Raw genomic sequence first — 22,845 nt, 5'->3', positions numbered from 1 at the left:
AGCCCGATTGCTGCACAGGTTTTTATTGTTCATGAATGTTCTTGTTGTTGGTTATGTTTGGCCCGAGCCTGCTTCCAGTGCCGCAGGCTACCGCATGCTGGCCCTGCTCGATGCCTTCCGGGATCAAGGCTGGACAGTGACTTTTGCCAGTCCTGCTGAAAAAAGCATCCACCGCGCCAACCTGCCCGCTCGCGGTATCAACGAAGTCAACATCGCACTGAACTGCTCCAGCTTTGATGATTTCATCCGTGTCCTGCAGCCCGACCTGGTGATGTTTGATCGTTTCATGATGGAGGAGCAGTTCGGCTGGCGGGTGGAAAAACACTGCCCCGAGGCCATTCGTCTGCTGGATACCGAAGACCTTTCCTGCCTGCGCCATGCACGTCACCAGGCCTGTAAACACAGCGGTGAAGTCAGCCTGACGGTCGGCCCTGACCTGCTGTTCTCGGATCATGCCAAACGCGAGGTTGCCGCCATTTTGCGCAGTGATCTGACGCTTATGATTTCCCGGGCCGAAATCGAGCTGCTGACGTCAACATTCAAGGTCGACCCTGCCCTGCTTCACTACAGCCCTTTCATGCTGCCACCTCTGAACAGAAAAGAAACGGAGCAGCTGCCGACCTTCGAGCAGCGAGAACACTTTCTGGCCATCGGCAACTTCCGTCACGCCCCTAACTGGGATGCCGTCCTGTGGCTGAAGCAATCCATCTGGCCACTTGTTCGTCAACAGTTGCCGCAGGCCGAGCTGCATATATATGGCGCCTACCCTCCCCCAAAGGCAACGGCACTGCACAATCCGAAACAGGGCTTTCTGGTAAAGGGCTGGGCAGAAGACGCCCATGAAGTGATGCGCAAGGCGCGGATTAACCTGGCACCACTGCGCTTTGGCGCAGGCCTGAAGGGCAAACTGGTAGATGCCCTGGCCTGTGGCACACCCTCTGTGACTACATCTGTAGGTGCCGAAGGAATGGCTGAGACTGATGCCTGGCCGGCACCTGTAGCAGATGATGCCGAAGAATTTTCGACTGCCGCCGTTGCATTATACCGGGATGCGCCACAATGGAGAGCATGCCAGCAGCAAGGCTTTGAGCTACACGACCGCCACTTTCAGTTCCAGCGCCATGCCGATGCGCTGATATCACGCCTTAACCTACTCAGAGCCAACCTTGAGCAGCACCGACTGAATAACTTTACCGGCGCCATGCTGCGTCACCATACTCTGAAAAGCACTCAATATATGGCACAGTGGATCGAAGCCAAACAGCGCAAGTGAGCCCACATGATTGATATACAGGATGTAACCGTTTACCAGCAACAGACACCGGTACTGCAGCACTTCTCCCTGCGGGTAGAACGCGGTGAGCGCGTCGCCATTCTCGGCCCGAACGGAGCAGGCAAGAGCACACTGCTGAAACTGATCAGCCGCGAACTATACCCCGTGGTGCGCGACGGCAGCCATGTGCGGCTCTACGGCAGCGAAAGTGTCAACCTGTGGGAGCTGCGCAGCCGTATTGGTTTCGTCTCGCATGAATTGCAAGAGGATTACACACCCTATACCCGCGCACTGGATGTCATCCTGTCCGGGTTATTCGGCGCGATCGGGCGGCATGATCACCTGCAGGCTTCTGAAGAGCAGCGTCAAAGAGCCATCGACCTGTTGCAGCAAATCGGACTGATTGACCAAGAACAGCAGATGTTTCAACGCCTTTCCACAGGCCAGAAACGTCGGTTGCTGCTGGCCAGAGCACTGATTCATCAACCCGAAGCTCTGATTCTGGACGAGCCCGCGAACGGCCTCGACATGGGCGCCGCAGCGCTGATGTTGAAGCAGATGCGACAATTTTGTCAGCAAAATGGCTCCATGCTGATCGCAACCCACCATGTGGACGAGATTATTCCTGAAATTGAGCGCGTGGTATTGCTGTCACAAGGTACAGTGGTTGCGGACGGCCCCAAAGAGGAAGTACTGACTGGCGCCAACCTTTCAGCGCTGTACCAAACGCCGCTGGAAATCAGCGAACAAAATGGCTGGTACCGGCTCTGGCATTGTTGATGGCATTATGTATTAATAAAATCTAATATAAATGCAAAACTGATGCACAACTTTACAGGAGCTACAAATGAAAACAGCCCATGATTTGGTAATGGCCGCCAAGGAAAATATCACCGAAGTCAGCGTCGAACATGCTGACGAAGCCATTAGAGCCGCCGATCTTCTGGTTGATGTGCGCGAGCCGGATGAATACCAGAGCGGCCATCTTTCAGGTGCCATCAACATTCCACGCGGCCTGCTGGAATTCAAGTTCAGCAACGACGAGTCGCTCAACGCTCGCGATCTCAATATCGTCATCTATTGCAAGAACAGCGGTCGCGCAGCCCTCAGCGCCAAAAGTCTGGCTGAGATGGGATACCTGCACGTTACCTCCATCACCGGTGGCATTGAGGCTTGGCAGGCCGCTGACAAACCCGTTGTTACGCCCACTCTTCCCGAGTTTGACTGAACAGCCGCTCGATCTCGTTACAGACGTACTCTGCCGGCAACCACTGCTCCAGTGAGCCGGCAGCATAATCGAGAAACCCCCTCGCAGCATGTGGCAGACGCCGGTCACGTCGAATAATGAAGTGCCAGTGACTGTCGAGCGGAAACTGCTGCAACGGCAACACTTCAATGCCCGGGTGCTGCAGCGGCAGCACATGACGCGACACCACTGCCAGTCCCATGCCTGAAGAAACACCCACGCGAATCGCTTCATTACTGGCCATCTGCAGCGTATCGGATAACTGCACGCCCTGCGCATGCAGCCAGCTCTCGAACAGCATACGAGTGGCCGAGCCGGGTTCACGCAACAGGAACCGCTCATGCTTGAGATCGTGAATGGATAACTGTGCTTTCTGCACCAAAGGGTGCTGCTGAGGGGCAATCATAACCAGTGGATTGCGCAAAAACCGTGCTGCAACGGCCTGTTCCAGTGCTGGCGGATGACTGAACACATAAACATCATCCAACTGTTGCTCAAAACGCTGCAGCAACTGCTGACGGTTACCGATCTCAAGAGTCAGATCCACCTCTGGAAACGCCTGACTGTAAGGACCGAGCAATCGTGGCAGCACGTACTGCGCTGTGTTCACCAGTGCAATACTGAAGCGTCCGCGGTGACCACCTCTAAGCTCTGACAAATAGTCGGCAAAATCTTCAAATCGACCAGTGACATCCAGTGCCGAGCGATACAGCTCTCGCCCCACATCGGTCAGCTCCAACCCCTTGTTACCCGTCCTCAACAAGGGCTCGCCCACCGTTTCGGTCAACCTTTTAAGTTGCTGGGACACTGTCGGCTGACTAAGGTGAAGCTGATGAGCTGCCGCCGTCACCGAGCCGGTGCGCACAACAGCCACGTATACCTCCAGCAGTCGAAACGTCAAATGCCTGAGTCGCACGGACACACCTATGTATAGATAATTTTCTATACATAGTTCACCAAGAATTAATTAGATTCAATACCCTTTCAACGGCACAATTCGCGCAAGATTCAGAGACGGAGTCAATCATGCCTGATATTGTTGTGATGTTTTTTCTGCTCGGCGTTGTTGCCGGGCTGGTCAAATCCGACCTGACCATTCCCAAAGCCGCCTACGACACTCTCAGCCTGCTCTTGATGCTGACTATCGGTCTCAAGGGCGGCATGGGACTGCACGGCAACCTCAGTTGGCAACTGGTGCCGGAGATGCTGCTGGTCATGGTAATCGGTGCACTGATTCCACTATTACTGTTTCCGCTGCTGCGCAAGCTGATACGCCTGTCGCTGGCGGACAGTGCCAGCATCAGTGCACATTACGGCTCGGTAAGCGCCGGTACCTTTGCCGTCGCGCTGGCATTTGCTGAAACCCACCAGCTCACAATCGGCCCGGAAGTCACGCTTTACCTGGTGCTGCTGGAACTGCCCGCGATCATGGTGGGCCTGGCGCTGTATCGCAAATTTGCTGCCGGCAGCAATACCGGCTCACGCATCAGCCTGCTGCATGAGACCCTCACCAACCGAGGCGTTATTCTGCTGGCCGGTGGCGTGATCATCGGTTACCTCTATGGCCCGATGGAAGGTGCCTCAGTAACTGATCTGTTCACCAATGCTTTCAAGGCAGTACTGGCCCTGTTCCTGCTGGAAATGGGCTTGACGGCTGCCGAAACACTGCGCCCAATCCCGCTTAAACACTGGCGCCTGCTGGCCTTTGCCTGCTGTGCACCGTTACTGCTGTCACTGTTTGGTCTGGGCGCAGCCATGGCGCTTGAGCTGCCGAGCGGCAGCGCCCTGATTCTGGCCAGCTTGACGGCAAGCGCTTCCTATATAGCGGCGCCGGCTGCTATCCGAGCCGCTATCCCGGAAGCCAATATCGGCCTGGCCATGCTGGCATCACTGGGCTTCACCTTTCCGTTCAACGTGATTATCGGTATCCCGCTGTACCACCAGATGAGCCTGGCACTGCTGTGATATACAACCCGAGAGATCTGTGTAATGCTCTGAGCACGAGGGTAATTTGCTCAAGAGACAGACATGAAGGCTCTCTCTGCGCTAAAGGTGCTGGTCGTTGACGACCAGCCCATCATCGACGAATTCTGCCGCAAGGTGCTTGAGCACTTGGGTTGTGAGCAGGTTTACTCAGCCCTGAGCGGTCGCGAAGCGATCGAGATTCTAACCCGTGAACCCCGCATTGATATGGTTCTCACGGATATCGACATGCAACCCGGGAATGGCCTTGAGCTGTTGCAGACAATTCGTTGCGGCGGTATTCCCAAAGTGCCGCGCGACCTCTGCGTGTTGATGTTTACCGATTACAACTATCGCAACAACGTGATGAACGCGGTAGGGCTGGACTGTAACGGTTTCGTCAGCAAACCACTCAGCGTAGCGCTGCTCAGTGACAAGATTGATGCCGCCCGGCGCCGGAAAATCACCCTTGCTGATACCGCCGTATACCGCTCAATCCCCACCAGCGTGAATACGGCAGTCGGCGTCAACAAGCCTGCCGATGGTAGCCTGTATCCGCGGCAATCCGCTGGCTCCACTCATACGCCTGCACACGAACCTTCTACACCCGAACCAACAGTATCGACCACTCCAAGCCCAGGCCCTTCACAGACACAGATGCCACCAGAAGAAAATGATGCCGACAGGTTCAGACAGGCCCTCACGGAACTGGTACCGAGCAACAGCAAAGACCCCTTTCTGCAGCAGAAACAGCAGCAGTTGACTGACATCCTGCACCAGTTGGATGCCATACGCCGCGAAATCAGTTTCGGCAGCGACGATACAGCGGCACAGATGACCAATAGCCTGGAACAGATCAGTGCTGAGATGTTCGGACAAGAGTATCAACATCAGCGCGAGCATCACTTCAGCCATCTCTCAGCACACCAGGCCGAACATGGCATGATCCTGCAGCGCACGCAGATGCTGGCCAACAAGATTCGCCAGAACAAGAAACCCAAGGCCCTGTTGGCGCACCAGCAATTGCTGCAAGCCTGGTACCGCCACATTGCTGGCAAGGACCAGCAGTATGCTCGCTATCTGACAACACAAGGAACACTCGGATGACAGACCACGGGCAAGACGGGCAACTGATGTTGCTGATCGCCAGCCTGGCAGCACTGATGTTCATGCTGTCCTCGGCGCTGCTGTTTCGGCTTTATCAAGTATTGCGGCGCGAGCGTGACATCCACAGCGAACACATGGGGCTGGTTTTTGATAATACGGCAGAGGGCATTGTTCTCCTGCGTCATGGCCAAATACTGCGCATCAATCAAAGCGGAGCAACACTGCTGGGCCAAGACAGCGAGACATTGGCCGGCAAATCCCTCACCGAGTTGCTTGAAGCAGCTGATTCGGTCTCCATTGAGGCACTGCAAGGCCATCAGAACCATCAATTCAACGAACTCAAATGCCGCCACGGTAACGGTCGCCTGATTTTGCTTGAAGGCACCCTGTCACCCATTCGAACCGAGCGCCGCCACAAGCAACACTCGCCGACAGGGGTACTCATTTTTCGTGACGTATCCGACCGTTTGCAACAACAGGCACAGGAAGCACGCAACCACCTGGTTCTGGCAGCAGTCTCACGGGTTAACAACAATTTCCTGCTGTACAAAGACCCCAAACGACGCTTTGGCGAGCTACTGGAAACACTCAAGGAGCTGACCGGCTCCCCCATGGGCTTTATCAGCGAGCGTATGGAGCAGGATGGAAAGCCATTCATGCGCTGTTACGCCATCACTAACCTAGCCTGGGACCAGTCCTCCCATAACCTGTATGTAGATAATATCGAGAAGGGCATCGATTTTCACAACCTCGACAACCTGTTTGGGCGTACCTTGTTAACCGGCGAAGTGGTCATTTCCAACCACCACGATCCGGTCCATCGCGCAGGCTCCTGCCCGGCCGGACACCCGGACCTGGACTCTTTTGTGGGCATTCCGCTCAAGTTTCGCGGTGAAGTGCTGGGCATGTATGGCCTGGCAAACCGGGCAGACGCCTACGATCAGGAGCTGGTGGAATGGCTCCGCCCTCTGACAGATGCCATTACCGGCATCATGTACGCCTTCCGCATTGAACGCGCCCAGCGAGAATCAGAGCGACGCATGCTTCAGGCCCGTGATGAAGCGGAGCATGCCAACCGTCTCAAAAGCGATTTTCTCGCTACCATGAGCCATGAAATTCGCACTCCGCTCAATGCTGTCGTCGGCATGCTGGACTCGCTGGAAGCAACCGAGCTGGATGACCGCCAAACCGGCTATATGCAATCAGCATCCACTGCCGCCGACACCTTGCTGCGACTGATCAATGATGTACTCGACTTTTCCAAAATCGAGGCCGGCATGCTTACCCTGGTGCAGGAGCCATTCAACCTGTGCGAATCGATTCACTCAGTGTTGACCGCCACATCCGTCAACGCTGCGGCAAAAGGTCTTGATCTGTACCTGAACTATGCACCCGACGTTCCCTTGAGCATCATCGGTGATCCAATACGTATGCGCCAGATTCTCAACAATCTGGTCAGCAACGCAGTCAAATTTACCGAGGCGGGCCATGTCATACTCACCGTCAGTCAACGTACTGTCGAAGCAACCGGCGAAGTACACCTGTTAATCAGTATTGAGGATACCGGCATCGGTATCGACAACCGCGACCTGACAATCATCTTTGAAGCCTTCCGTCAGATTGACCACTCAATTACCCGCCATTATCAAGGCACCGGGCTGGGACTTGCGATCACCCGCAATCTCGTCAATGCGATGCAGGGACGTATCGATGTAAAAAGCTCGCCGGGCACAGGCTCACGCTTCATTGTGGAGCTGCCGCTGCAGCCAGCCAACACTGCCACATTGCACACGCGGCTGGCAGAACTCAATGCATTGTCTCAGCAACAGCTGCTGTGTGTTACCAACTCTCATCAGCTGTTTGAATACCTGTACAGCCTGCTGAGCCCACACTTCGAGCAGTTCGACTGCCATTTTCGCCCTCTTGAAGAGGAACCCCAAACAGGCCAGTACTCCATGTTGCTGGTGGATGACCGCCGCTTCAAACTGGCTCCCGAGAGCTTGCGTGGCTGGATTCAGCAGCGAGGCGGCAACGGTGAATTGATCGGCCTGTCACAACGCGACCTGGCCCAGGCCTTTATCCCCGTCACAGCCCAGTTGCAACCACCGCTGTCACCGCTGCAACTGGTGGATACTCTGAGTCGAATTGTTCAGCCGGAAACAGCAACAGCCACAGGCGATACTGCCTTCGCGGAACCGGAGCACACTGCAGAGCCAATAACAGACGGGCTGTCGATCCTGATCGCGGAAGACCACCCGATCAACCAGAAAATGATGGAGATTCTGATGCAGCGTGCCGGTGCGACCTGGCAGCTGTGCAGTGATGGGCTTGAGGTGATTCAGGCAATGCAGTCAGATGCCCATTTCGACCTAATTCTGATGGATTTGCACATGCCTAACATGGATGGTTATGAAGCCACTCGCAGCATCCGAGACCTGCCCGGCCCGGAGCGGAACATTCCGATTATTGCGGTCACCGCCGATGCACTGGCTGGTGATCGAGAGAAATGCCTGGCGGCCGGCATGAATGACTATCTGGCCAAGCCGGTTCGCCTTGCAGACTTGCAACAGGTGATCGCACGCACTATGGCGGCCCATACAGACACCGCAACAGCCAATAGACCAGAACCTGAGGTGCCTGAGACGTTCGACAGTGACAACCTGGTTGAGCAGGTTGGTGATGCAGAGTCAGCCGCCTTACTGGTACGTGAGTTTGCCAACACGTTGCGTGCCGAGCTGCAGATTCTGCAGCAGGCGCTGGATGCGGACGACCTGGAAGCGGCACGCTCAGCCTCACACCGAATTAAGGGTAGTGCTCGCACCATCGGCTGTAATCTCCTGGCCGCGGAGCTGCAGCAGATCGAAACTGCCTGCCGCAGCGAGAGCAAGCCAAGTGCCAGTAAAGCCATGACCGACGTCATGAAACAGCTCCCCGACCTGCTGGAGCAGCTGAACAGCTTCAGTGAAGCCAACACTCTGCTTTGATTACAACCGCGGCTCTGCCATGAAACGCTGCAGCACACGGTATAGCCCGTGTGCATCGGCACTTCCCGCCAGTTCACGGATCGAGTGCATGGCAAACTGAGGCACACCGACATCCAGCGTACGCACGCCCAGCTCTCCGGCCGTGATTGGCCCGATGGTACTGCCGCAAGCCATATCGGAGCGCACCACAAAGCTCTGAACCGGCACCCCTGCCTGAGCCGCCAGGTGCCGGAAGATTGAACTGGTTTCGCTGTTGGTCGCGTAGCGCTGGTTGGCATTGATCTTGATAACCGGCCCACGATTGAGCAGCGGGCCGTGGTTATCATCGTGCCGATCGGCAAAGTTGGGATGCACACCATGAGCATTATCGGCTGATATCAACATGGACCGGGCCAGTGCGCGATTGCGGTTGTCCACATCAGGCATAAGGCGCTCCAGCCACTGCGCCAGCATCGGCCCCTGCGCACCACATGCACTAAGACTGCCAACCTCTTCATGATCATTGCAGACCAACACCTGCCCCGCACCTGCAGCCGGGGCATCCAGCAGGGCCTGCAGACCAATGTAACAACTGAGCAGATTGTCCAATCGCGCAGAGGTCAGAAATTCCTGCTCAAGCCCAATCAGCGCAGCGCTCTGGGTATCATAGAGGCACAACTCATAGTCCAGCACCTGAGCCAGATTCCCCGTACCTTCGCGCATCAACCAATCAGCCAGCAGCTGACGAAAATCCGGCTTCTCATCTGTTTGCCCCATCAGCACCGGCAGGAAGGTCTGCGCATTGATGGTTCGGCTGGAATTGGCTTCTCGATCAAGATGAATGGCAAGGCTCGGCACCACCGCGATCGGGCGGCGCAGATCCAGAAGCGTGCTGCAGACATCACCATCTTTACTGCGATAGGTCACACGCCCCGCCAGTGACAGGTCGCGGTCAAACCAGGGGTTGAGCAAAACCCCGCCATAGACTTCAACGCCAAGCTGGAAGTAACCCTTGCGGTGCAGCTCCGGATTCGGCTTGACCTTCAGACAGGGGGAGTCGGTATGCGCCCCAACAAGACGCCACCCCTGATTAACGGCGGCCTCCTGCTCAGGATGACGCCAGGCGATAATTGAGGATCCATTGCGACGGATAAAGTAACCCTCTCCCGGCTCCGGACGCCAGCGCTCAGCTTCGCTCATTTCACGAAAACCGGCCTTGAGCAGGCGCTGCACCATCTGTTCCACAGCATGAAAGGGTGTGGTTGCCTGATCCAGAAAGCGGATCAGGTCCTGATTGAATTCAGTTTGCTGTTTCATTGCGCGTCCTCAGCCTTGATCACCTCTATCAGTTCCACCCGAAAAATCAGCGTAGAGTTGGCCGGAATATCTGGGGATGGACTGGTAGCACCGTATGCCAGCTCGGGGGGCAGATAGATCATCGCTTCACCGCCTTCCTGCATCAGCATAAGGCCTTCACGCCAGCCTCGGATCACCTGATTCAGTGGGAAGGTAGCCGGTTTTTCCCGCGCGTAGGAGCTGTCGAATATCCCCCCATCCACTCGCGTACCCTCATAGTGAACCACCACCGTATCACGTGCGGTAGGGCTGGCCCCGTCACCCTTGCGCAGATGTTCGATCTGCAGCCCAGAATCGGTGACGCTGACCGTTTCGCGCTCACGATTGCTGGCCAGAAATTCATTACCGGCCTTGCGGGTTTCATCGTTCAGCGCCTTGTCGATCAGCTCCTGACGAAAGCGTTCTTTTTCCGGGTCTTCACCGCACCCGGCCAGCAGGCCGGCAAACGCCAACGTCACGACCAGAGATTTCCAGATCTGCATCCTCACACTCTCCGTACATACAGGTGTAAAGCAATGATTTTACATTACCCAGCTCCATGACTACACTCACAAAGCTGTAGCTGACGGAACTCGGAGCCCAGAGTGCCTGTCACAGAAGGAGCCACCGCCTGATTCAGGTGTTTTTCAGCGGTGGAGCTCAGCTCCAGCCACATGATCCGGAGATCCGCCTCTCATGCTCAAGCCTCATTTTCTGACACTCGTCACGGCACTGACATTCACGCTGGGCATCGCCCCTGCACAAGCCAATCTTGCCCCCGAGCCCATCCATACTCAAACGATGCTGGATGTCGTGACATCACTGCAGCAGGGGCACTACAACCGGATCGATATTGACGACCAGCTGTCTGAAGCCGTACTGGATCAGTATTTGGCGACTCTTGACCCTGAACGCAGTCACTTCCTGGCCAGTGACATTCAACAGTTTGAGCAGTGGCGCCACCTGCTCGATGATCAAATTCTGCAGGGCGAGACTGAAGCTGCATTCGAGATTTTCAACCGTTATCAAGAGCGACGTTTGCAGCGGTTGAATTACATGATCAGCACCCTGGAAGACGAAAGCAACACCTGGGATTTCAACCGTGACGACGTGCTGGAAGGTGATCGCTCAGAGGCAGAGTGGATCAAAACCGATGCAGAACTGCAGCAGCTCTGGCGCAAGCAGTTGAAAAGCTCATTGCTGAGCCTGAAGCTGGCCGATAAAACCACCGAAGAAGCACAGGAAGTTCTGCTGCGACGCTACCAGAACCAGAAACAGCGCACCGACCAGGCCAAAAGTGACGATGTATTTGAAAGTTTCGTCAATGCCCTGACGCATGAATTTGACCCCCACACCCAGTACTTTTCCCCACAGGGGTCCGAGAATTTCCAGATCAACATGAGTCTTTCTCTGGAAGGTATCGGTGCTGTATTGCAGTCGGAAAACGACCAGACCAAGGTCGTACGACTGGTACCGGCCGGTCCCGCTGACAAAACCGGCCAGCTGAAGCCCGCTGACATCATCGTGGGTGTCGGACAGGGTGAAGACGGTGCCATTGAAGATGTGGTGGGTATGCGCCTGGATGATGTTGTCAGCAAGATTCGCGGTCCCAAGGGCACATTGGTGCGCCTGGAGGTGATCCCCGCCGATGCAGTCGATCGTCAAGCCCGCAAAGTCATAAGGATCGAACGCAACAAGGTAAAACTCGAAGAGCAGGCTGCCCGCAAGCGAGTACTGGAGCTTAACCGTGACGGCAAGGAGTTCAAGCTCGGCGTCATCGAAATACCGACATTTTACATCGACTTTGAAGCCCTGCAGAAGGGTGATCCCGACTACAAAAGCACCACACGTGACGTGGAAAAGCTTATCCATGAGCTGCGTGAAGAAAAGATTGACGGCCTGATAGTCGATCTTCGCAACAACGGCGGCGGCTCGCTGCGTGAAGCCAACGAGCTGGTAGGTCTTTTCATCCAGCGCGGCCCCACCGTTCAGATTCGCGATGCCTCCGGTCGCGTTGACATTTTGGGTGACTTCGATCCGAAGGTAGCCTGGGATGGTCCCATGGCCGTTATCGTCAACCGCCTGAGTGCTTCTGCCTCCGAAATTTTCGCCGGCGCCATACAGGATTACAACCGAGGCATTCTCATTGGCAACCGCACCTTTGGCAAGGGTACCGTCCAGACCCTGCAGCCGATCGAACACGGCCAGGTAAAACTGACCCACGCCAAGTTTTACCGCATCTCCGGCGACAGTACCCAGCACCGCGGAGTAGAGCCTGATATTCACCTCCCTTCTCTGTACACGGTTGAAGACATTGGAGAAAGCGCACTGGACAAGGCGCTGCCCTGGGACCAGGTACGCCCGGTTCGACATGGTCGCTTCCCCAGCCTGTCACCCTTTATGCAGCAACTGTTGGAAAGACATCAGGCCCGTACCGAAGCCGATCCGGATTTTATCTTCATGCGCAAACAGGTAGAGCACCTGGAAAAACAGAAGAAAATCACCCATATCACACTCAACCAAGACACGCTGCAACAGGAGCGAGAGACCAACGAGAACTGGCTGCTGAGCGTTGAGAACGAACGTCGCGCCGGCCTTGGGCTGCCGCCTGTGAAGACCCTGGCCGAAGTTGATGATACGCTGCCCAAAGATGAGCAGGGACGCCCAATCAATCCCGAGTCAGAAGCGATTCTGGCCGAGAGCGGTGAAGTTCTGCTCGACTTGATTGACCTGACTCTAAGCCACACAGCCGCCCTGCCGGACCACATATCGAACCGAAAGGCGATGGAGTAAACGCATGAAGCTGGGCAAGGTGAGTATTCTGCTGTTGGTACTGGTGCCAATGTTGCTGGCAATCGCCGCGGTCGCAAGCTACTTTGCCTACCAGAAAATGCAGTCCCAGCATGAAGTGAATTTGGCGGACCTGGAAAAGTTTGGCTACGAAATGGTCCCCAGCAACACGTACACTGAAAGCACAGGCGCTCTGGGCGCCCAGCAGCTTCCGGCCACCTTTACCGAGAAAAAACTCACCCCCACAGAGCGCGTGATCCGCGGCCTTATGCAGGATAAGGAGAACCTGCTGGCCGAGCAGGATACTCTCAAAAGCGAAATTGATGCGCTGAAACAGCAGATCACTGAGTTGCAGGAATACAAACGCCTGAACCAGCACTTTGCTCCCGAAACCTTCGAAGATGAACTGGCCCGAACCAAGACTCAGCTCAAGGCCATTCTGGCGCGGATGCCCGAAGCCGATCAGTTCAGCAATGTTCGTCTTGAGATCATGGCCGCCGCCGGCATGCAGGAGTACCGGCGTTTTGTCAGCACCAACCGCCTGATGCTGGAGCAGCCTCAGCGCGGCAAAATTGTCAGCGAGCACCTGCCCGCTTTTGCCTTCTGCGTTGGAAGCGCCACAGAACTTGCCGCGAACAGCCGCGCTGAAGAACGCCTGCTGATCGACTGGTTCAACCAACCCGACGACACCACACTGCCAACAGCCCTGGACGAAGACCTGGCCAAACTGCTTCCCACCTGCCAAAAGCCTCTGCGCGAACAGCTTGAAGCTTCACTTCCCGAGATCATTGCCGGATAAATACTGGGCAGCCACTGGCAAAAGCCAGCCAACCTCTGTATAATTTTGCAACTTTATATTTTCCCATTTCGCGGACACATCGCCAGCCCAGTGTCCGCCGAGATGGTTATCGCTAACCGACCCTGTATAGCTGGCATACAGGCTGGAAAGCTGCCACACACCTAACCGGCAGCGACAATATAGGATACTTTCATGAGCGAAAGCTTTGCTGATCTGTTTGAAGAATCCCTGCAAGACATTGCCATGACCCCCGGCACCCTCGTTATGGGTGAAGTTGTCGACATCGACAGCGACTGGGTTACAGTCAACGCTGGTCTGAAATCCGAAGCCGTTATCCCCCGTTCACAGTTCCTGAACGACAACAACGAGCTGGAAATTCAGGTTGGTGATTCCGTCAAGGTTGCACTGGAAGCGGTTGAAGACGGCTTCGGTGAAACCCGCCTGTCCCGTGAAAAAGCCAAGCGCGCTGAAGCCTGGGAAGTTCTGCAGAAGAAATTCGACGCAGAAGAGACTGTTAAAGGCTACATCTCCGGCAAGGTCAAGGGCGGCTTCACTGTCAGCATCAACAACATTCAGGGCTTCCTGCCGGGCTCCCTGGTTGATGTTCGTCCGGTGCGTGATGTTGACCACCTGGAAGGCAAAGAGCTTGACTTCAAACTGATCAAGCTGGATCCGAAGCGCAACAACATCGTTGTTTCTCGTCGTGCCGTTCTGCAGGAAGCCAACAGCGCTCAGCGCGAAGAGCTTCTGGCCACCCTGGAAGAGGGTCAGATCGCCAAGGGTTACGTCAAGAACCTCACCAACTACGGTGCGTTCATCGATCTGGGTGGTGTTGACGGCCTGCTGCACATCACTGACATGGCGTGGAAGCGCATCTCTCACCCGAGCGAAATGCTGAACCCGGGCGATGAGATCTCTGTCAAGATCATCAAGTTCGACAAGGAAACCAACCGTATCTCCCTCGGCCTGAAACAGCTGAGCGAAGATCCGTGGGATGACATCAAGGATCGTTACCCGGCCGGTACCAAGGTTGCTGCACGCGTCACCAACCTGACCGACTACGGCTGCTTCGCCTCCATCGAAGATGGTGTTGAAGGCTTGGTACACGTGTCTGAAATGTCCTGGACCAACAAAAACATCCACCCGTCCAAGATCGTTAACATCGGCGACGAAGTGGAAGTGATGATCCTGGACGTTGACGAAGAGCGTCGTCGTATCTCCCTGGGTATCAAGCAGTGCACCATCAACCCGTGGATCTCCTTCTCCGAGCAGCATGCTGCCGGCGACAAGGTCAGCGGTACCATCAAGACCATCACTGACTTCGGTATCTTCGTAGGTCTGGATAACGATCTTGACGGTCTGGTTCACATGTCCGACATCTCCTGGGAAGCCGATCCTGAAACTGCACTGCGTCAGTTCAAGAAAGGTGACGAAGTTGAAGCGGTCATCCTGTCTATCGACGCCGAGAAAGAGCGCATCTCTCTGGGCATCAAGCAGCTGGAAAGCGATCCGTTCGCTGAATACCTGGCCGCTAACGACAAGGGCACCATCGTAACTGGTACCGTGAAGAGCGTTGAGCCGAAAGCCGCTGTTATCGAGCTGGCTGAAGGCATCGAAGGCACTCTGAAAGTATCCGAGATCGCTGCTGAGCGCATCGACGATGCCACTACGGCACTCAAGGTAGGCGAAACTGTTGAAGCCAAGATCACAGCTGTTGACCGTCGCAACCGCGTCATCAACCTGTCGATCCGCGCCAAAGATCAGGCTGAAGAGAAAGCAGCCATCAGTGCAGTTCGCAACCAGGAAGTTGAAGTTCCGGGGCCGACCACTATCGGTGATCTGATCAAGCAGCAGATGGCCAACCAGAACAACTGATTTTCCTCTTCAGTTGCAACACTAAGGGGCGCCCATGGCGCCCCTTTTTTTGTCTGTATCTTTCAGATCAAACAGCTCTGATCACTGCCCTGAGCCACAAGCCCCTAGGCTCAGTAATCCTCATCCAGCACAAAGTCGATCAGCTGATCATCACTGATCTCGTTATCACGCACTTCATACACGCTCAATACCGAGGCATTGGCATGAATCACTGTTTTGCGCTCACCCGTCAGCAGCGGATGCCAGTCCGGCAACTCCTGCCCTTCGTGAATGAGCCGATAACTGCAACTGGGTGGCAACCAGTCAAAACTCTCCACATCCTCGGGCTTGAGCTTGATGCAGCTGGGCACTAACTGACAGCGCTTTTCATACTCTGTGCAATGACAGTCGTTCAAATCCAACAGATGACATACAACGGTGGTGTAAAAGACTTCCCGAGTATCCTCATCTTCCACTTTATGCAGACAGCACAGCGCACACCCGTCACAAAGGGACTCCCACTCTTGAGAGGTCATTTCCTTCAGACCCTTGCGGCGCCAGAACACTTCCTGCGCCATACTCAGCGCACTCCAGTCTCGGGCCGGTTCTTGAACAGATCCAGCATATACTCCTCCTTCTGAGGCGGCATCTGCAGGTAGTACCCTCGACTGTCCAGATCATCCAGAAGCTTTGCCGTACTTTCGACCCGCGCCAGCTTGCGGTTTGGCGTCATCGGCATATCCATGACGTGCACAGGCTGACCAAACATCTCCAGCAAAGCTTCGGGGACACGCTCCAGCTGCTCGCGCTTGTCAACGTAAAGATACATCTCATCCTTGCGCGGACTCTTGAAGATACTCAAAATTATCATCATCAACTCGTTTCAAACTGTTCGATTCGATTCAACAGGGCATCGCCCACCAGTGGCTTGCGCCAGCCGGAAAGACTGGGTGGCAGGTGATAATGCCCCTCGGCATCACGTGAGCGTATGAGCGCATCAAGGTCTCGCTTGCGCAACAGTATTTCAGGCAAGAGATCATTCGCGTCTGCCGCCTGACGGCCAATTGACCGTAATTGCTTGAGCCGTTTGTTCCAGACATAGTGCAACGGGCGATCGATCTCAGCCGGCGGGTTTCGGCGGGCCGATTCAGGAGCGGCCGCGATTATTGCCATAATCGCCTGTCCGTACTCACGCATGATACGACCACGCTTGATAATGGCATCCAGATGCTGCTCGTTCTGAGGCATCCGTTCAGCGATTTCCAGCAGCATTTCGTTACGCAGCAGACGATTGCGAGACATATCGCGCTCACGGCAGGTTTGTTCCCGCCATGCACTGAGATCACGCAGCAAGGCACGTCGCACATCATCCAGATGCCATACCTGACTGAAGCGCTGAAAGTATGCTTGCGGGTCTGCTTCATCAGCCGCCATTACACTTGCACCAATGCTTTCGCACTCTTCCATTACCCAGCTCAGACGCCCTCGCGCCCCAAGCTGCTCGTGCTGCATCAGAGCCAGAACTGGCAAATAGGCCACATCCAGTGCCGCATAATGCTCCTGTTCAGCCGTAAGTGGACGCTGCAGCCAATCGGAGGTGGTCTCCCCCTTACCCAGTTCAACCTCAAGCGCATACGCTACCAAGCGCTGCAGGCCCATACTGAACCCCCAGCCCGCAAAGGCAGCGCCCACTTGGGTATCATAGAGCGGCTGCGGCAGTACGCCGTAGCTGTGGCGGAACAGTTCCATATCCTCATTACCGGCATGCAGAACCTTAAGCACATCTGGCGCACGCAGCACTTCTGCCAGCGGTGACATGTCCTCAACCTGAAGCGGGTCAATCAGATAACAGCCCTGGTCATCCGCTATCTGGATCAAGCCCGGTATGGGGTAAAAGGTTTCGGTACGCATGAATTCGGTATCAAGCGCGATCAACGGCAACTGCAGCCACTGCTGGCAGTAATGCATCAGTGTTGCGGTATCGTTGATCCAGATCGGGCTGGCCGCAGCCTGTTGCAGCCGATGCCAGTCATAACGCTGCATCAATTCAGTCATCCTGACTCCGTTTCAGGGAGCGCCGCCCGGCGAAAGCATGGGCCAGCGTACCGCCGTCGACGAACTCAAGCTCGCCCCCGACCGGGACGCCATGGGCGATGCGGGTGATATTCACATTCAAGTCCTGCAGCTGTTCAGCAATGTAGTGAGCCGTTGCCTCCCCTTCTACCGTGGGGTTGGTTGCCAGTATCAGCTCACGCACCTCTCCGCTTTCTACCCGTTCAAACAGCTGATCAAGCCCCAGATCTTCCGGGCCAACCCCGTCAATGGGGGACAGATGCCCCTTAAGGACAAAATACACACCGTTGAACCCACCCGTCTGCTCTACAGCGATCAGGTCCACCGGTGACTCCAGTACGCAAATCAGCTGATGGTCACGGCTGTCATCCTCGCAGACAGGGCATAGCGCCTCTTCAGACAGGTTGCGACAACGTTGACATTCACCAACCTTTTCAGCCGCCTGCAGAAGGGATTCAGACAAGGTTCGCGCACCCTCCCGATCACGCTCAAGCAGATGCAGTGCCATGCGCTGTGCCGATTTTGGTCCGACACCGGGCAGTGCGCGCAGTGACGTTATCAGGTTTTGCAGTAAGGGACTGAAGCTCATGATCAGAACGGCATTTTGAAGCCCGGTGGCATACCCATGCCACTGGTGATTTTGGACATCTTGTCCTGAGTATTCTGTTCAACCTTGCGTACGGCGTCATTAACGGCCGCGGCGATCAGGTCTTCAAGGATCTCTTTCTCTTCTTCCATCAGGCTCTCATCAATCTGGACCGCCTTCACATCATGGCGACCGTTCATGGTGATGCGGACCAGACCGGCACCGGACTCACCCTGAACCTCAGCGCGTGCAATTTCTTCCTGCGCCTTCTGCATGTCTTCCTGCATTTTCTGGGCCTGTTTCATCAGGTTTCCCATGCCACCTTTCATCATGTTCAGACTCCTCTTTTAATATCAGCGTTCTGGGTCCAACGGGCGGACCGACTCGGTTTCGATCCGCGCGCCAAATTGTTCGATCAATGTTTGTACCAACGGGTCGGCTTCGATTGCCTGCACCGCTTCTGCCTGACGCTCGGCACGCAGGCGCTCGATACGCTGGGCCGGGGTTTCGACTGTCTGCACCGCCTGCGTAAACTCAATCTGAACCTGTTCGCCCCGAACCGCTCTGATCGCGGTTCGAATACGCTCTCGGCGATCCTCGTTAAGCAGTGCATCCTGCTCAGGCGTGTAGTGGAACAACATGCGACTGGCGTCGCCCAACTCCAGCGACAGATTACGCGCCAGGCTTTCCACCATGCCACTAAGCCCCAGCTGTGGCAGCAGATCACACCAGTCACCATTGCCTGCAACGGGACCAGAGGCAGCCGGTACGGGCAAGGCCTCAGGCATCGGAGTCGGTGGCTCTGGAGTTGGAGTCCGTACCGGAGCCATCGGTTCCGCTTGTGCGGTACTTATCGAGGCAGGCTCCGGCCGGGCATCCACCTCAGCCGGGTCAGACTTTTTTGGCGAATTCTCGGCCAGGTCCGGCGGCAGGTCATCCCAAGGAGGAATGTCCTCTGGCATCGGTGCAGACGGCGGCTCAGCGGGTGCCTGCGCGTTCGGCTGCTGGCTGGGCTCAGCAGCGGCCTTCGGCGCAACATGTTCGGTGGCTGCAGGCGCAGGCGCAGCTGCAGCGGCAAATTCCGACACAGGATCAGTCCCCTTCGCCTCAGTCGGGCTCAGCCCCTGAAGCGGCTCGCTGCCGGCCGGTCGGAACGCCAGCATACGCAGCAGCGTCATTTCGAGCCCTTCTCGTGGCTCAGGCACCAAAGGCATATCCTTGCGCCCCATCAGAGCGACCTGATAATACAGCTGAACCTCTTCCGGACGCAGCAGCCGTGCCAGCTCCAGTACCTGCTCACGATCACCCAGGCTATTATCCACCGCGGCCGGCATTACCTGCGCCAGCGCAATACGATGCAGCAGGCTGACCATATCCCCCAGCACCGTCAGGTAATCAGGCGAAAATTCTGACAGTTCACGCACTGCCTCCAGCACCTGTGCCGGCTGCTGCCGCGCAATCTGCTCAAGCATCCGGTACACCAGACGCTGGTCAATGGTGCCCAGCATGGTGCGCACATCTGCTTCGCGCACGCTGCCGGCACCAAAGGCAATTGCCTGATCGGTCAGGCTGAGCGCGTCACGCATGGAACCATCAGCCGAACGCGCCAACAGCCAGAGTGCCGCACTTTCAGATTCAATGCCCTCTTCCCCCAACACAAAACCAAGGTGGTTTTGTATACGCTCGGCGGTGAGGTTTTTCAGATTGAACTGGAGACAACGCGACAGTACCGTCATCGGCAGCTTTTGTGGATCGGTAGTCGCCAGCAGAAATTTCACATGTGGCGGTGGCTCTTCCAGCGTTTTCAACAGCGCATTGAACGAGCTGTTGGACAGCATGTGCACCTCGTCGATCAAGTACACCTTGAACCGACCATGTGTTGGTGAGTACTGCACGTTTTCGAGCAGTTCGCGCGTATCCTCAACTTTGGTGCGAGAGGCCGCATCCACCTCAATCAAATCAACGAACCGACCCTCGGCAATCTCGACACAAGCACTGCATACGCCGCAAGGTTCGGAGGAGATGCCCTGTTCGCAATTGAGCGACTTGGCAAACAGGCGCGCGATGGAGGTTTTGCCCACCCCACGAGTACCGGTAAACAGGTAGGCGTGGTGTAGCCGGTCATCATCCAGCGCATTGACCAGCGCTTTCAGAACATGTTCCTGGCCAACCATTTCCTTGAAACGTCTGGGGCGCCATTTTCGTGCCAGAACCTGATAGCTCATGCTGCCTCATTCATCCGGTCGGTTCATTCATGTATGGCTGCCGATATTACCACGCTTTACTGTTCAACGCCCCACTGCCGAAGCAGCTTGGCAGGGGTAGATGACAGCCATTTATACGTTGCACCATGCCTGAATCAGGTTAAAACTATACTCATTAATCAATTTACAGATGGAATCACCAGACAATGGCACAACAACAGAAGGTCAAGAAGATTGACCGAATCGACCGCAATATCCTGACGATACTGCAGCAAGAGGGGCGCATTTCCTATACCGAGCTTGCGGACCGGGTTGGGCTGTCCACAACGCCCTGCATGGAACGTGTCAAACGGCTCGAGCGGGACGGTTTTATTACGGGTTACCACGCCAGCGTCAATCCGCAAATGCTTAACTACAACCTGCTGGTATTTGTCGAGATTGCCCTTTCCTACCAGTCACCTGATGCATTTGAGCGCTTCAACCGGGCGGTCAGTACATTGCCCTATATCCTGGAGTGTCACCTGGTATCCGGCGATGCCGATTATCTGCTCAAGGCACGCCTGCATGACATGTCACAGTACCGCGAGTTGTTGGGTGACATGCTGTTAACCCTGCCCGGCGTAAAAAACTCCAAATCCTATATCGTGATGGAGGAAGTGAAAGAGCAGACACAGCTTCCGGTTGACATAGGCAGTTAATTATTCCGTCATTAGCTGGCAATACAGAATAAAAAACCTTGTTGAGCCCCAAAAAGGCTCTAATATATTCCATGAAACGCATCCAACAATAACAATACCATCGGAGCGCAACATGACCCGACTCTATCGGCTTGATGCCGGCCCTCATCCTCCATGTCTGAATAACCATTCATATCGTCATCGCCTGAACCTTTACGGTGCACTGGGTACAACTGTAGCGCACACATTGTTGCTGCAGCCGAGATGTGAATGGACAACCTCCTTTTGAATCAGAAAGTATTTCTGATTTAGAAACAGAAAACAGGTTTTTCTCACAAAACAATACGAAAAATGCCTGACTTGACCCAGCCTTCACTTTAAGTGGCATGGGATCTGCTATAGCTTTGGGTACTTTCATGGCCCGAAACAATGCAATATGGCTCGGCAGTGAATTCAGGACTCAAACCTTGAAGTCGGTACCGACCACTTCAGGTTTACAACACGGAGACATCTTACGATGGCTGCAATCGAATCGTTTATTTCGGCAATTAACGGGGTCGTCTGGGGCCCCATGATGCTGGTGCTTATCCTCGGGGTAGGCCTGTTTCTTTCAATCGGCTTGAAACTGATGCCTATCCTCAGGATCGGCACCGGTTTCCGGCTGCTCTGGGGCGGGCGGACTGCCAGCGCCGGTGACGAAAAAGAAGGCGAAATTCCACCCTTTCAGGCACTGATGACCGCCATGTCAGCCACAGTGGGCACTGGTAATATCGCCGGGGTTGCAACGGCAATATTCCTGGGCGGGCCGGGTGCACTGTTCTGGATGTGGATAACAGCCCTGATCGGCATGGCAACCAAGTATTCCGAGGCTGTTCTGGCGGTCAAGTACCGTGAAACCGATGAAAAGGGCCAACATGTCGGCGGCCCCATGTATTACATCAAGAATGGCTTAGGCAAAAAATGGGCATGGATGGGCGTAGCCTTTGCCATTTTTGGCGCCGCGGCAGGTTTCGGTATCGGCAATACCGTGCAGTCCAACTCGGTCGCCGATGTACTGCATGCCAACTTCAGCATTCCCACCTGGATCAGCGGACTGGTGATGATGATTCTGGTGGGTGCCGTCATATTGGGTGGTATCAAGCGTATCGGCCATGTAGCCGGGGCACTGGTACCTTTCATGGCGCTCTCCTATCTGATCGCCGGACTGATCGTACTGGCGATCAATGCCCACCTTCTGCCACAGGCACTGGATCTGATCTTCACCCACGCCTTTTCCCCTGTTGCCGCGCAGGGTGGTTTTGCCGGGGCAGCCGTATGGGCCGCCATCCGCTTTGGTGTCGCCCGAGGCGTGTTCTCCAATGAAGCAGGCCTGGGCTCAGCCCCCATCGCGCACGCAGCTGCCCAGACCAACGACCCGGTGCGCCAAGGGCTGATCGCAATGTTGGGCACCTTCCTCGACACGCTGGTGATCTGCACCATCACCGGCCTGGTGATCGTCAGCTCCGGCGCCTGGACCGGCGGCGAATCCGGTGCAGCCTTGACCAGCCAGGCCTTTGCAACTGCCCTGCCCGGCTTGGGTAACTACCTGGTCGCCATTGCGTTGGCCATCTTCGCCTTTACCACCATTATCGGCTGGTCATTCTACGGTGAACGCTGCGTAGAGTTTCTGTTCGGCATCAAGGCGATCACTCCCTACCGCGTCCTCTGGATTCTGGCGATTCCACTGGGCGCAACGCTGAGCCTGGATTTCGTCTGGCTGGTTGCCGATACCCTCAACGCCATGATGGCGATCCCCAACCTGGTCGCACTCGCTCTTCTGAGCCCGGTGGTGTTCAAGTTGACGCAAGAGTACTTCAACCGCAACTGATCCAGCACTGAACAAAAACGGGAGCCATTGTGGCTCCCTTTTTTTGTTCAGCTTCAGCCCGCAGCAACAGGATTTATATCAACACGCAGAAATGATGTCAGGATCTAAC

20 protein-coding genes are annotated in these 22,845 nt (G+C 55.5%); 11 read left to right on the top strand and 9 right to left on the bottom strand.

Annotated features, from left to right (window positions below; all coding sequences use genetic code 11):
* The first annotated feature begins 31 nt into the window (after positions 1 to 31).
* The 3 genes from ABIE61_RS04480 (at position 32) to ABIE61_RS04470 (ending at position 2,501) form a co-directional block, all read left to right on the top strand.
* Entirely contained in the window at positions 32 to 1,273 is a 1,242-nt protein-coding gene (locus ABIE61_RS04480) for a glycosyltransferase (protein ID WP_354407119.1), read from the top strand.
* Between the two features lie 6 nt (positions 1,274 to 1,279).
* Positions 1,280 to 2,053 (top strand): ABC transporter ATP-binding protein, encoded by a 774-nt coding sequence (locus tag ABIE61_RS04475; protein ID WP_354407116.1) that lies wholly within the window; start codon positions 1,280 to 1,282, stop codon positions 2,051 to 2,053.
* A 67-nt stretch (positions 2,054 to 2,120) separates the two neighbouring features.
* Positions 2,121 to 2,501 (top strand): rhodanese-like domain-containing protein, encoded by a 381-nt coding sequence (locus ABIE61_RS04470; protein ID WP_206835178.1) that lies wholly within the window; start codon positions 2,121 to 2,123, stop codon positions 2,499 to 2,501.
* Here the strand turns inward: ABIE61_RS04470 and ABIE61_RS04465 are convergent.
* Positions 2,473 to 3,435, bottom strand: coding sequence for a LysR family transcriptional regulator (locus tag ABIE61_RS04465; RefSeq protein WP_354407113.1), 963 nt, complete (start codon positions 3,433 to 3,435; stop codon positions 2,473 to 2,475). The genes ABIE61_RS04470 and ABIE61_RS04465 overlap by 29 nt on opposite strands.
* Before the next feature lie 110 nt (positions 3,436 to 3,545).
* Between ABIE61_RS04465 and ABIE61_RS04460 the strand changes: the two genes are divergently transcribed.
* The 3 genes from ABIE61_RS04460 (at position 3,546) to ABIE61_RS04450 (ending at position 8,572) form a co-directional block, all read left to right on the top strand.
* A complete protein-coding gene (locus tag ABIE61_RS04460) occupies positions 3,546 to 4,484 on the top strand; it encodes a sodium-dependent bicarbonate transport family permease (RefSeq protein WP_354407111.1) in 939 nt (312 codons plus the stop codon).
* A gap of 63 nt (positions 4,485 to 4,547) precedes the next feature.
* Complete coding sequence (locus ABIE61_RS04455) at positions 4,548 to 5,588, top strand: response regulator (protein WP_354407108.1); 1,041 nt, start codon at positions 4,548 to 4,550, stop codon at positions 5,586 to 5,588.
* Positions 5,585 to 8,572 carry an ATP-binding protein gene (locus ABIE61_RS04450; protein ID WP_354407105.1) on the top strand — a complete coding sequence of 996 codons (2,988 nt, stop codon included), beginning with the start codon at positions 5,585 to 5,587 and terminating at the stop codon, positions 8,570 to 8,572. The genes ABIE61_RS04455 and ABIE61_RS04450 overlap by 4 nt, the downstream gene beginning before the upstream one ends.
* Here the strand turns inward: ABIE61_RS04450 and ABIE61_RS04445 are convergent, their stop codons facing one another.
* Together ABIE61_RS04445 and ABIE61_RS04440 are read right to left on the bottom strand one after the other, a co-directional pair.
* Entirely contained in the window at positions 8,573 to 9,868 is a 1,296-nt protein-coding gene (locus ABIE61_RS04445; RefSeq protein WP_354407102.1) for a M18 family aminopeptidase, read from the bottom strand.
* A complete protein-coding gene (locus ABIE61_RS04440; RefSeq protein ID WP_354407100.1) occupies positions 9,865 to 10,389 on the bottom strand; it encodes an FKBP-type peptidyl-prolyl cis-trans isomerase in 525 nt (174 codons plus the stop codon). The genes ABIE61_RS04445 and ABIE61_RS04440 overlap by 4 nt, the downstream gene beginning before the upstream one ends.
* Before the next feature lie 193 nt (positions 10,390 to 10,582).
* On the opposite strand from ABIE61_RS04440, the gene ABIE61_RS04435 reads away from it, so the two are divergent.
* The 3 genes from ABIE61_RS04435 (at position 10,583) to rpsA (ending at position 15,350) form a co-directional block, all read left to right on the top strand.
* Entirely contained in the window at positions 10,583 to 12,679 is a 2,097-nt protein-coding gene (locus ABIE61_RS04435) for a carboxy terminal-processing peptidase (RefSeq protein ID WP_354407098.1), read from the top strand.
* Between the two features lie 4 nt (positions 12,680 to 12,683).
* Entirely contained in the window at positions 12,684 to 13,475 is a 792-nt protein-coding gene (locus ABIE61_RS04430) for a hypothetical protein (RefSeq protein ID WP_206835199.1), read from the top strand.
* A 192-nt stretch (positions 13,476 to 13,667) separates the two neighbouring features.
* Positions 13,668 to 15,350: a 30S ribosomal protein S1 gene (gene rpsA / locus ABIE61_RS04425; protein ID WP_206835201.1), complete on the top strand. Its 1,683-nt coding sequence runs from the start codon at positions 13,668 to 13,670 to the stop codon at positions 15,348 to 15,350.
* A gap of 110 nt (positions 15,351 to 15,460) precedes the next feature.
* Here the strand turns inward: rpsA and ABIE61_RS04420 are convergent, their stop codons facing one another.
* From ABIE61_RS04420 to dnaX, 6 genes are read right to left on the bottom strand one after another with little or no spacing between them, the layout of a single operon-like run.
* Positions 15,461 to 15,907 carry a YcgN family cysteine cluster protein gene (locus ABIE61_RS04420; protein WP_354407093.1) on the bottom strand — a complete coding sequence of 149 codons (447 nt, stop codon included), beginning with the start codon at positions 15,905 to 15,907 and terminating at the stop codon, positions 15,461 to 15,463.
* 2 nt (positions 15,908 to 15,909) lie between these two features.
* On the bottom strand, positions 15,910 to 16,200 hold the full coding sequence (locus ABIE61_RS04415; RefSeq protein WP_091824987.1) for a YcgL domain-containing protein: 291 nt from the start codon (positions 16,198 to 16,200) through the stop codon (positions 15,910 to 15,912).
* 2 nt (positions 16,201 to 16,202) lie between these two features.
* The gene (gene rnd / locus ABIE61_RS04410) at positions 16,203 to 17,384 is read right to left on the bottom strand and encodes a ribonuclease D (protein ID WP_354407090.1); all 1,182 of its coding nucleotides are present in this window, start codon (positions 17,382 to 17,384) and stop codon (positions 16,203 to 16,205) included.
* A complete protein-coding gene (gene recR / locus ABIE61_RS04405) occupies positions 17,377 to 17,991 on the bottom strand; it encodes a recombination mediator RecR (RefSeq protein WP_354407087.1) in 615 nt (204 codons plus the stop codon). Before recR ends, rnd begins: the two co-directional genes overlap by 8 nt.
* A 2-nt stretch (positions 17,992 to 17,993) precedes the next feature.
* On the bottom strand, positions 17,994 to 18,320 hold the full coding sequence (locus ABIE61_RS04400; protein WP_091824979.1) for a YbaB/EbfC family nucleoid-associated protein: 327 nt from the start codon (positions 18,318 to 18,320) through the stop codon (positions 17,994 to 17,996).
* Between the two features lie 21 nt (positions 18,321 to 18,341).
* Complete coding sequence (gene dnaX, locus ABIE61_RS04395; RefSeq protein WP_354407084.1) at positions 18,342 to 20,213, bottom strand: DNA polymerase III subunit gamma/tau; 1,872 nt, start codon at positions 20,211 to 20,213, stop codon at positions 18,342 to 18,344.
* A 185-nt stretch (positions 20,214 to 20,398) separates the two neighbouring features.
* Between dnaX and ABIE61_RS04390 the strand changes: the two genes are divergently transcribed.
* Positions 20,399 to 20,890, top strand: a complete 492-nt coding sequence (locus tag ABIE61_RS04390; RefSeq protein ID WP_091824973.1) for an Lrp/AsnC ligand binding domain-containing protein — start codon at positions 20,399 to 20,401, stop codon at positions 20,888 to 20,890.
* A 496-nt stretch (positions 20,891 to 21,386) separates the two neighbouring features.
* Positions 21,387 to 22,736 (top strand): alanine/glycine:cation symporter family protein, encoded by a 1,350-nt coding sequence (locus ABIE61_RS04385; RefSeq protein ID WP_354407080.1) that lies wholly within the window; start codon positions 21,387 to 21,389, stop codon positions 22,734 to 22,736.
* The last annotated feature ends 109 nt before the right edge of the window (positions 22,737 to 22,845 follow it).

Origin of the sequence: Marinobacterium sp. MBR-111, assembly GCF_040547585.1 — a bacterium.
Classification (GTDB): domain Bacteria; phylum Pseudomonadota; class Gammaproteobacteria; order Pseudomonadales; family Balneatricaceae; genus Marinobacterium; species Marinobacterium iners.
This window is presented reverse-complemented; position numbering and strand designations above follow the sequence as displayed.